Origin of the sequence: Mycobacterium sp. P7213 (genome assembly GCF_900604305.1) — a bacterium.
Classification (GTDB): domain Bacteria; phylum Actinomycetota; class Actinomycetes; order Mycobacteriales; family Mycobacteriaceae; genus Mycobacterium.
Genome location: NZ_UWOA01000014.1, coordinates 80,381 through 90,066, shown reverse-complemented (window position 1 = coordinate 90,066; position 9,686 = coordinate 80,381). Strand labels below are relative to the sequence as shown.

The 9,686-nt window shown below is 67.7% G+C and carries 11 protein-coding genes and 1 riboswitch; of the genes, 5 read left to right on the top strand and 6 right to left on the bottom strand.

The window, feature by feature from the left end; genetic code table 11:
- The 3 genes from EJK91_RS07485 to moaA form a co-directional block, all read right to left on the bottom strand.
- Positions 1 to 467 (bottom strand): transglycosylase family protein (locus EJK91_RS07485; RefSeq protein WP_164517906.1); only part of this gene is annotated, 467 nt, incomplete at its 3' end.
- Between the two features lie 9 nt (positions 468 to 476).
- Positions 477 to 652: riboswitch (cyclic di-AMP (ydaO/yuaA leader) on the bottom strand.
- Positions 653 to 1,010: 358 nt separating this feature from the next.
- Positions 1,011 to 1,292, bottom strand: coding sequence for a MoaD/ThiS family protein (locus EJK91_RS07480; protein ID WP_024443968.1), 282 nt, complete (start codon positions 1,290 to 1,292; stop codon positions 1,011 to 1,013).
- A 3-nt stretch (positions 1,293 to 1,295) separates the two neighbouring features.
- The gene (moaA, locus tag EJK91_RS07475; RefSeq protein WP_046301185.1) at positions 1,296 to 2,309 is read right to left on the bottom strand and encodes a GTP 3',8-cyclase MoaA; all 1,014 of its coding nucleotides are present in this window, start codon (positions 2,307 to 2,309) and stop codon (positions 1,296 to 1,298) included.
- A gap of 341 nt (positions 2,310 to 2,650) precedes the next feature.
- On the opposite strand from moaA, the gene EJK91_RS07470 reads away from it, so the two are divergent.
- From EJK91_RS07470 to EJK91_RS07455, 4 genes are all read left to right on the top strand, one after another.
- On the top strand, positions 2,651 to 3,064 hold the full coding sequence (locus tag EJK91_RS07470) for a cold-shock protein (RefSeq protein WP_024443970.1): 414 nt from the start codon (positions 2,651 to 2,653) through the stop codon (positions 3,062 to 3,064).
- A gap of 141 nt (positions 3,065 to 3,205) precedes the next feature.
- Positions 3,206 to 3,928, top strand: coding sequence for a FadR/GntR family transcriptional regulator (locus EJK91_RS07465; RefSeq protein WP_024443971.1), 723 nt, complete (start codon positions 3,206 to 3,208; stop codon positions 3,926 to 3,928).
- Positions 3,925 to 4,575 carry a sterol desaturase family protein gene (locus EJK91_RS07460; RefSeq protein ID WP_046301181.1) on the top strand — a complete coding sequence of 217 codons (651 nt, stop codon included), beginning with the start codon at positions 3,925 to 3,927 and terminating at the stop codon, positions 4,573 to 4,575. The genes EJK91_RS07465 and EJK91_RS07460 overlap by 4 nt, the downstream gene beginning before the upstream one ends.
- Positions 4,576 to 4,705: 130 nt before the next feature.
- The gene (locus tag EJK91_RS07455) at positions 4,706 to 5,722 is read left to right on the top strand and encodes a glutathione S-transferase family protein (protein WP_125078594.1); all 1,017 of its coding nucleotides are present in this window, start codon (positions 4,706 to 4,708) and stop codon (positions 5,720 to 5,722) included.
- On the opposite strand, the gene EJK91_RS07450 is transcribed toward EJK91_RS07455, so the two are convergent.
- Positions 5,704 to 6,216, bottom strand: coding sequence for a DUF2771 domain-containing protein (locus tag EJK91_RS07450; RefSeq protein WP_024443974.1), 513 nt, complete (start codon positions 6,214 to 6,216; stop codon positions 5,704 to 5,706). The two genes, EJK91_RS07455 and EJK91_RS07450, sit on opposite strands and share 19 nt — an antisense overlap.
- A gap of 7 nt (positions 6,217 to 6,223) precedes the next feature.
- The gene (locus EJK91_RS07445; RefSeq protein ID WP_036458817.1) at positions 6,224 to 7,810 is read right to left on the bottom strand and encodes an MFS transporter; all 1,587 of its coding nucleotides are present in this window, start codon (positions 7,808 to 7,810) and stop codon (positions 6,224 to 6,226) included.
- Between the two features lie 223 nt (positions 7,811 to 8,033).
- On the opposite strand from EJK91_RS07445, the gene EJK91_RS07440 reads away from it, so the two are divergent.
- A complete protein-coding gene (locus tag EJK91_RS07440) occupies positions 8,034 to 9,101 on the top strand; it encodes a DUF3027 domain-containing protein (RefSeq protein WP_125078593.1) in 1,068 nt (355 codons plus the stop codon).
- Here EJK91_RS07440 and EJK91_RS07435 read toward each other — a convergent pair.
- Positions 9,098 to 9,673, bottom strand: coding sequence for a hypothetical protein (locus EJK91_RS07435; protein ID WP_125078592.1), 576 nt, complete (start codon positions 9,671 to 9,673; stop codon positions 9,098 to 9,100). The two genes, EJK91_RS07440 and EJK91_RS07435, sit on opposite strands and share 4 nt — an antisense overlap.
- Positions 9,674 to 9,686 lie beyond the last annotated feature (13 nt).

Below are 9,686 nucleotides of genomic sequence, written 5' to 3'. Positions count from 1 at the left end.
GGCGGGGGAGCCATCGGGTTGTCCATGGCCACGGTCTCGCCGTTGACATCCGGGTTGTCGATCGGGGCGTCGGCCGGCGGCGTTGCCGGAACCTCGCGCTGCGATGCGCCGGACAGCCCGCGGCCGCAGACCGGCCAGGCGCCACGGCCTTGGGTTGCCAGCACGTGCTCGGCGACCGCGATCTGCTGTTCGCGGCTGGCCAGGTGTGCCGACGGGGCGTACTTGCCACCACCGTGGCTGCTCCAGGTGCTCGGCGAGAACTGCAGCCCGCCCTGGTAGCCGTTACCGGTGTTGATGCCCCAGTTGTTGCCGGATTCGCACCGGGCTACGTGGTCCCACTCGTCATCGGTAGCCGCGGCTGCGGTCCCGGCGAGGGCCAGGCTGCCGCCACCGATCACAGCTCCGGTGAAAGCGATTTTGGCGATGTTGACGTTCGATTGGGTGGGCTTGCGATGCCGTCCACTCATACGGTGGTGAATTCCTCTCTGTCTACGCCTGCGAGGTCAGCGTCGGGTTCGGACAGGGGGGACTGCCCGGCCTTGACGCACACGGTGCGTCTCGGCTTCACCCCGAGAGGCCGGTTAAGGCCTCAGGGCCGCTCTCGGCGGACCCGGTGGGTCCCCCGCCTCCATCCATCAGGTATTTGTGGTTTTCCTCGCCCGTTGGATGGAGCTCGGCGCTACGGGTGAAGAAAGGTGGATCGATCGGAAGATTTTCGATACACCCGGAGATGTACCGTAACCGCTCTTACCCGCTGAGTCACCCAGGGTGCTCCCGGGTGTTTTCCTCGCCGGTTCTTCCCAAACCACCAGGAATCACTAGCGTTTGTGCAGGTCAAAGCCTGCTCCATCAAGCTGTTGTCGGCTCGTAATCAATTCGTTATGTGACGCAGATCATGCTCTCCGCCGGGTCTGATTCGGCGGTCCAGCGTCGTCTCTCCTGCGTCGAGCCTCGCTAACCGCCGGGTCTGATTCGGCGGTCCAGCGTCGTCTCTCCTGCGTCGAGCCTCGCTATCCGCCGGCGAACGGCGGCAGTACGTCCACCGTTTCGCCGGGCCGCAACGCCGCCTCCTGGTCGCGCACCGCGACCCCGTCGCGCAAGTAGGAGCACCGACTCAGCACCGCCGCCAGCCGTTCGTTACGGGCAGCGAGGGTTTGCGTTAAGGCGGCCACTCCGCCCCCGGCGGGCACGTTGACGGTCTCCGATTCGGCTCCGGCGGCGGCCCGCGCCGCGGCGAAGTAGCGGACCGTCACCGCGACGCCGGTACCGGTGACATCGGTCTGATGAGTCATGGATCAGCCGCCGATCGCGCTCATCGGGCGGTCCGGCTGGATGAAATCCGGATCGTTGATGCCATGGCCGGCCTTCTTGGTCCACATCGCGGCCCGCCACGCCTGCTCGATGGCGTGGTCATCGGAACCGTCTCGCAGTAGGGCGCGCAAGTCATGCTCCTCGGTGGCGAACAGGCAGTTGCGAATCTGGCCGTCGGCGGTGAGTCGGGTCCGGTCGCAGTCTCCGCAGAACGGCCGCGAAACCGAAGCGATGATCCCGAACGTGCCCGCCGGTGTCTCCGGACCCTCGTCAACCAGCCAGAGTTCGGCCGGGGCGGAGCCGCGCGGCTTCGGATCGGGCCGCAGCGTGAACTGGGCCTGCACCCTGTCCAGCAGTTGCTCGACGCTGAGCCCGGCGTCACGGTTCCAGTTGTGGTCGGCGTCCAACGGCATCATTTCGATAACCCGCAGGTGGTAGCCGTGCAGCAGGCAGAAGCGCAGCAGGTTGATGATGTCGTCGCCGGTGACCTTGGGAGCCAGCACGGCATTGACCTTGATCGGCCGCATCCCGGCCTGTGCGGCCGCGCCCAGGCCGGCGAGCACGTCGGGCAGGCGGTCACGCCGGGTGATCTCAGCGAAGTGGGCGCGGTCGACGGTGTCCAGCGACACGTTGATGCGGTCCAGTCCCGCGGCTACCAGGGCGCCGGCCCGGCGTGCCAGACCCAGACCGTTGGTGGTCAAGGCGATCTCGGGCCGCGGGCGCAGGGCCGCGGCGCCGGCCACCACGCCTTCCAGATGGCGGGCCAGCAGCGGCTCGCCTCCGGTGAACCGGATGTCGGTGATGCCGAGGTGCTCCACGCCGATCCGCATCAGCCGAATCAGTTCATCGTCGCTCAGCAGGTGCTGGCTGGGGATCCAGTCCAGCCCCTCGGCCGGCATGCAGTAGGTACAGCGCAGGTTGCAGCGGTCAGTCAGCGATATCCGCAGATCTGTGTGCACTCGCCCGAAGGTGTCCACCAGCGGCCCGGTGGTCGGCATCTGCGCGGCGACGGCGCGCTCCACGGCTTCGTGGAAGGCGGCCTTCCGGGCCGCCTCCTGGTGGTCCGCGTCGGCAGCATCCGCATGCGGTGGCGGTGTGCGCAGACCCGCTTGCCTCAACGTCATATCCGTAATCCGATTCGGTCGGCCGGGGAGCGACCACATCGACTTCGGTGTCCGGTCCTTGTCTCCTCTAGCGGCTGCACCAGCCTACCGAGGAAACCTGGGTGTTTTGCGAGTCTCCGTCCGAGTAGGATCGGCTGCTGACGCGTCCTGCGCAGGCGGGACGCTTCCTTTATGTCCTTACATACGTCATCAAGCAAGACAAGCAGGTGAGACCAGTGCCGACCGGCAAGGTGAAGTGGTACGACGCCGCGAAGGGCTTCGGCTTCCTGTCCCAGGAAGAAGGTGAGGACGTCTACGTCCGCTCCTCGGCCCTGCCGGACGGCGTGGAGGGTCTCAAGGCAGGCCAGCGGGTCGAGTTCGGCGTCGCCGCCGGACGTCGCGGGCCGCAGGCGCTGACGGTGAAGCTGATCGACCCCCCGCCGAGCCTGTCGCGGACCCGACGCGAGGCGGCGCCGGCTGTCGAGCACCGGCACACCCCCGACGAGCTGCACGGCATGGTCGAGGACATGATCACCCTGCTGGAAGGCACTGTGCAGCCGGAGCTGCGCAAGGGCAAATACCCCGACCGCAAGACCGCTCGGCAGATCTCCGAGGTGGTCAAGGCAGTGGCGCGCGAGCTCGACGCCTGAGCCCGGGCCGGTGCTGACGATCCCGCCGCGGGTGGCGGTCGTCGCTGACTGAGTAGTGAAAACGCAGCAGTGACCTCCCGTCGCCAAGCCAACTGGTCTGACCACCAGACCTCCGGCCAATTTGGTGCTAGGCTGCGCGGTATGACCCTCAAGCCGATCACCCGGCAATCGATCCCGGACGAGATCTTCGCCCAACTCGCCGGCCAGGTGCTCTCCGGTGACCGGACCCCCGGCGACACCCTGCCGAGTGAGCGAACCCTGTCCGAGGCGCTCGGCGTATCGCGTGCCGCGGTCCGCGAGGCGCTGGGCCGTCTAGACCGGGCGCGCCTCATCCAGGTCCGCCAGGGCGGTTCCACAGTGGTGCGCGACTTCCGTGTCGAGGCCGGGTTCGACGTGTTGCCGTTGCTGCTCGTGCACGGCGGCGACGTCGACCGCGCCACCTTGGCCAGCCTGGTCGAGGCCCGCGCCATCATCGGTCCTCAGGTGGCTGCGCTTGCCGCGGCCCGCGCCACCGACGACGCCCGCACCCGGCTGCGCGCCATGGTGGACGAGTTGGAAGTCGAATCAGAACCCGTGCAACGGATGTGGCGCGCTCTGGGCTTCTGGGAGCTCATCGTGGACAGCGCCGACTCCATCGCGTTTCGGCTGCTGTTCAACACGCTGAACCAGGCGTACGTGCCCGCGCTCGACGCGCTCGTCAACGTGATGGCCGCCGAGGTCAACGATATCGAGCACTACCGAGCGCTTTCCGATGCCATCGCCGCCGCGGACGCGGATGCCGCGCGGCTGGCTGCTGCGGCGATGTTGGAGCTGGGCAGCGCCGCGTTCAGCGCGCTCGCCGACCAGTTGGAGGGTCGGCAATGACCCGCAAGCAGCTGACGCTGGGTGAGGCCTTCGCTGAGTTTGTCCGGCACCCCACCCCGTGGATGCTCATCACCTGGGCGGGCGCACTGTGGGCAGCTCGCCTGACGGTGGGCGGCTGGTCGGTAGGTGACGCGGTCATCGCCGTTGCGCTCGTTGCCTTTTCGCCGGTGGGAGAGTGGTTGATCCACACCGGAATCCTGCACTGGCGTCCGCGCACTCTGGCGGGCGTCACGATCGACTCCCGGCTGGCCCGTGACCATCGGCGGCATCACCGCGACCCGCGTGACATCCCGCTGATCTTCATTCCGTGGCCCAGCCTGATCGGGATCATCGCACTGACGCCGCTGGTGTTGCTCGCGTTCAGCGACACCGGAAAAGGCCTGACGTTCGTCGGCACCATCGCGACTTTCCTGGTGTTCTACGAATGGATTCACTACCTGGTCCACACCGATTACAAGCCCCGCCATGCGATCTACCGCGCCGTGTGGCGCAACCACCGGTTCCACCACTTCAAGAACGAGAACTACTGGTTCACCGTGACCAGCTCCGGCACCGCCGATCGACTGCTGGGCACCTACCCCGATCCGCGGACGGTGGAATCTTCGCCGACGGTACGAAACCTGCACGCACCGACGGCAACCGGCTGACCGGCCGGGCCGCCGGCGGCCGCGGCCCGGGAGAGCACCTCCTGGGCACAGCACAGTCCGGTGTGAGCCGGACTGGGCAGCCGGGCGCTGCGGGCCGTCTGCATCGCCCGAACGTGGCACTCTGGTAGTCATGGCCAGCTACCTCGCCGGCGGCGACTTCACACGCGACACCAACTACATCTCCACCCGGATCACCGCCGACGGCCGTGATGGGTATCCCGTCGAACCGGGCCGATACCGTCTGATCGTCGCGCGGGCCTGCCCGTGGGCCAATCGCACCATCATCGTGCGGCGGCTGCTCGGCCTGGAAAAGGTTATCTCCATAGGGTTTTGCGGACCCACCCACGATCAGCGCAGCTGGACCTTCGATCTGGACCCCGGTGGCGTGGACCCGGTGCTGCAGATCCCACGGCTGCAAGACGCATACTTCAAACGCATCCCGGACTATCCCAAGGGGATCACCGTTCCCGCGATGGTCGACGTGCCCACCGGGGCGGTGGTGACCAACGACTTCGCCCAGATGACCCTGGACTTCTCCACCGAGTGGACGGCCTATCACCGCGACGGGGCGCCGCAGCTGTACCCCGAACCGCTGCGCGAGGAGATCGATGAGGTGGCCGCGCGGATCTACACCGAGGTCAACAACGGGGTCTACCGGTGCGGCTTCGCCGGCACCCAAGAGGCCTACGACGCCGCCTACGACCGGCTGTTCACCGCGCTGGACTGGATCAGCGTCCGTCTGGCCGATCAGCGATACCTGGTCGGGGACACCATCACCGAGGCCGACGTGCGACTGTTCACCACCTTGGCCCGGTTCGACCCGGTCTATCACGGACATTTCAAATGCAACCGGCAGAAGCTGTCCGAGATGCCGGTGCTGTGGGCCTACGCCCGGGATCTATTCCAAACGCCCGGGTTCGGCGACACCACCGACTTCGTGCAGATCAAACAGCACTACTACATGGTGCATGCCGACATCAATCCGACGAAGATCGTCCCCGACGGGCCGGACCTGGCGAATTGGTTGTCGTCGCATGGCCGAGAAGCGCTGGGCGGCAGGCCATTCGGGGATGGAACCCCGCCGGGGCCGGTGCCGGACGGCGAGCAGGTGCCGGCTGGCCACGGAGCTCAGTCGGCGCTTGTCTGACTATTCCAGCGTGTTCCCACCGCCCACTCGGCGTGCGATGCCGTGAACAGCTCGCCGGTTCTGGCGTCGACGACCAGGGTGGGCAGCTGCACCACCAGCCCGCGCAGCAGACCGCGCTGCGGATCCACGGTGTGGACGGTGACCGCCAGGGTGCTGCCTGCCGGATATGTCTCTTTAGTGGTGTCGGCCGGGTTGTCGTAGAGCCGCCATAGTTGCCACGGCGCTCGCCCGATGGTCTCGTCCACCGACAGCTGCACCGGATGACGCGAGTCGACCGCCAACGTGCCTTGCGCTTCGGTCAGCAGGCACTCATCGAGGTTGAGCACGTTGCAGTACATGTACGGCCCAGTGCGGGTGAGATGGCCGTTGGAGTACGCGCTGATCTGCGGCGGCAGCGGCTCCTCGGACCGGGTGAACCACCAGGTGCCGAATCCGGCCAGCGCCGCGGTCACCACCGTCAACGCGGCCACCAGCACGGCCGTCGAGCGTTTCACTCCTACATCACCCCTGTCTAGCCGGGTCGAGGCGGGCGCCGTCCTGCTCGATCAGCACCGGCCGGTTGCCCCCCAGCCCGGGAATCAACGAGTCGCCGTGGAACGACAGGATGGTCTGGGCCAGACCCGGGATCAGCAGAGCGGTGATCGCGGTGAAGCCCACCCACAAGTCGGTATATACCAACACGCCCAGTGCACCACCCGACACCCAGGCCAGTTGCAGGGTGGACTCGGTGCGGCCGAATGCCGATGCCCGGGACTCTTCGGGCAGGTCGTCCTGCAGCGCTGCGTCCAACGACGCCTTCGAGATCGCACTGGCCCCCGACGTCACCAACGCGGCGATCGCCGCCATCGCCAGGGTCCCGGCCACCGCTGCGGCCAGCGCGACAGCCGTCACCGCCATGGTGCACCGCACCACCAGCACCGCGGGGCGTCCCAGTTGCAGTCGAGCGCTGGTGAAGTTTCCGGCGAAGTTGCCCAGGCCGGCGGCCGCTCCGATCAACCCGAGAATGCCCAGCTGTACCCAACCGCCGGCGTTGTGCTGCTTGGCCACGAACGCCGGGTACAAGAACAAGAACCCGACCATCGCCTTGATGGTGCAGTTGCCCCACAGCGCGGCGATGATGTTGCGGCCCAGCGGTTGCCGCAGCGGCTGGCTCAGCGCCCCGCCGGCCCGCCGGACCTGTTCGGGCCAGCTTCGGGGCCGTTCGTCGAAGCGGTATCTCAAGGTGGTGGGGACTTCGCCGGCGGTCACTTCCACCCATCGCGGGATCCGCATCGACAGGACTGCTCCGGCCACCGAGACCGCCACGAGCACCAACAATGCCCCCGGTAGCTCTAGCAGCCGGGTGAAGATGTACTCGGCTGCCGCGGCTACGCCGCCCCCGACGATCGTGCCGCCGAGTAGACCGAACATTGTCAGTCGGGAATTGACCCGCACCAGGTCGATCGACGGCGGCATGACCCGTGGCGTGACGGCGCTGCGCAACACCGTGAACGATTTCGACAGCACCATCATCGCCAGGGCGCACGGATAGAGCACCCAGGAGCCGAAGGTGCCCGCGACACCGTCGTAGTTGGCGATCAGCACCAGGGCCAACAGGGTTCGCAGTGCGAACGACATGGCCAGCGCGGCGCGCCGGCCATGCTGGACGCGATCCAGGGCGGGACCGATCAGCGGCGCGACCACCGCGAACGGCGCGATCGTCACCAGCAGATACAGCGCCACCCGGCCCTTGCTCTCGCCGGCGGCCGCCGCGAAGAACAAGGTGTTGGCCAGTGCGACGGCCATCGCCGCGTCCACCGCGAAGTTCGCCACCACGGGCCAGGTCAGTGCGGTCAGTCCAGATTTGTCGGCGCCGTCGGCGGTGGCGGCCCGTTGTACGAGCCCGTACATCCGCGAGCCCATTTCGCGACTGCGCGCCGCGGCCGCTCGGGTGACCGTGACGCGATCGCCGGCGCTCGAACCACTTGGAGTCTCGGGGCGACGAGGCGTGCCGGTGTGTTCGCGCAGCGGGGGCAGGTACCGGTTCTCGCTGGGCATGGGCTTGCGCTGCCGCTGGTCACCGGCGTTGTTACTGGGGTAGTTGGCCATGCCGGGGTGCTGTCCGGCCGAACCGTTGCGCGCACCTCGGCCGGGGACCGGTGACGGACGGCTTCGCCGGCCCGGTTCGGGGAGATCACGACGCCGTGCAGACACATCCGCGATTCTTCCCTATGTCCGCCGCACGACCGCGTAGGCCATGATCGTGCCTGCATGTGGCTGATGGAGCCGCGCTGCGGCAGTATAGGGACGTCATTGAACGGAAGGGACCCGCGTGACCGGACCCAGCGCAGAATCAGCCACTGCGACCATCGCCGTGCCCACGGTGCTGGCCGAGGCAGTCGAGCACGCCCGCTCGGCCGTCGCCGAGTTCAGCGGCGCCGACACGGTCGGCGAGCACCTGGGGGTCGATTACGAAGACCCGACTGCCGCCACGCACCGGTTCGGTGCGGTGCTGCCCGGTTATCAGGGCTGGCAGTGGGCTGTCGTCGTCGCGGCGGTCCCGGGCGCCACGGTGCCCACGGTCAGCGAGGTTGTGCTGGTGCCCGGCCCCACGGCCCTGCTGGCCCCGGAGTGGGTGCCCTGGGACCAGCGGGTGCGTCCCGGCGACCTGGGGCCGGGGGATCTGCTGGCGCCGCCCGCCGACGATCCGCGGCTGGTGCCCGGTTACACCTCGAGTGGCGACCCCCAGCTCGACGAGGTGGCCGGCGAGATCGGCCTGGGCCGGCGCTGGCTGATGAGTCCGGTGGGCCGCGCCGAGGCGGCGCAGCGCTGGCACGACGGCGAGCACGGTCCGGATTCGGCGATGGCGCGGTCCACTAAACGGGTCTGTCGCGACTGTGGTTTCTATTTGCCGCTCGCCGGCGAGCTGGGCACGGTGTTCGGCGTCTGCGGTAACGAAATGTCCGCCGACGGACACGTGGTCGACAACCGGTACGGCTGCGGCGCGCACAGTGACACCCCGGCCCCTCCGGGCACCGGTTCCCCGGTATACGAGCCCTACGACGACGGTGTGCTGGAGATCGTCGATGTCACGACGGTCCCGGCCGCCGAACCGGTTGACGAGGTGAGCGAACCGGTTGACGAGGTGACCGATGCGGCTGCCGACGTGACCGAGCCGGCTGAAGACGTGGCCGAGGCGACTGCCGACGTGACCGAGCCGGCTGAGGCCGTCGTCGAAGCAGCGGCCGAGAGTCCCGCCGAAACAGCAGCGGCGCCGGAACCGGTCGAAACCGGAGCCGACGCCGAAGCTGACGCAGCAGAGACTGTTATCGAAGCGTCTGCCGACATCCTCGGCGCCCCAGGGGAATCCGAGGAACCGGGCGAGCCGGAGACGTCCTAACCGAAGTTGAACAGGTACTCGCCCGGGAGCACGAAGAGCATGTTGAAGGCGGTGTTGAGCACCGCTCCCGGTAGGCCGACCACGTAGTTGAAGATGTCCAGCGGGATGGTGGCCGCCTGACTGAAGGCCATCCCGAAGTCGAGGTTGATCAGGCTGGTGAACAAGTTCGTGAAGTCGTTGTACAACGTGAACGGCAGGCTGATAAAGCGGTTGAACAGTCCTACGGCGGCCGCCACTTCCGCGTTGAACAGGCCGACGATGTCGAACGCGTCGGCAGCGCCGGGCACGTCCAACGCATAGGCCGCGCCGGGCAGGACTTCGGACAGGTCGAGATCGCCCGGGACGTTGAGTTCCTCAGCAAGGCTGGACATGTCGACAGGCGCGAGCCCGGCGAGGGCTTCGAAACTGTCGACGACCGTGTTGGCGGCCAGCGTCACCTCGGCCGACATCGCGGCCACGGTGCGAGTGCTGATTTCGGGTGCCGCGGCCACCGGTGTCAGGCCGGCGGCCACCAGGGCCGTCGCCGCGATGGCGATGCTCGGCAGTCGCACTGCGGATTTCACGGTTTCCATGGATTCCTCCCAG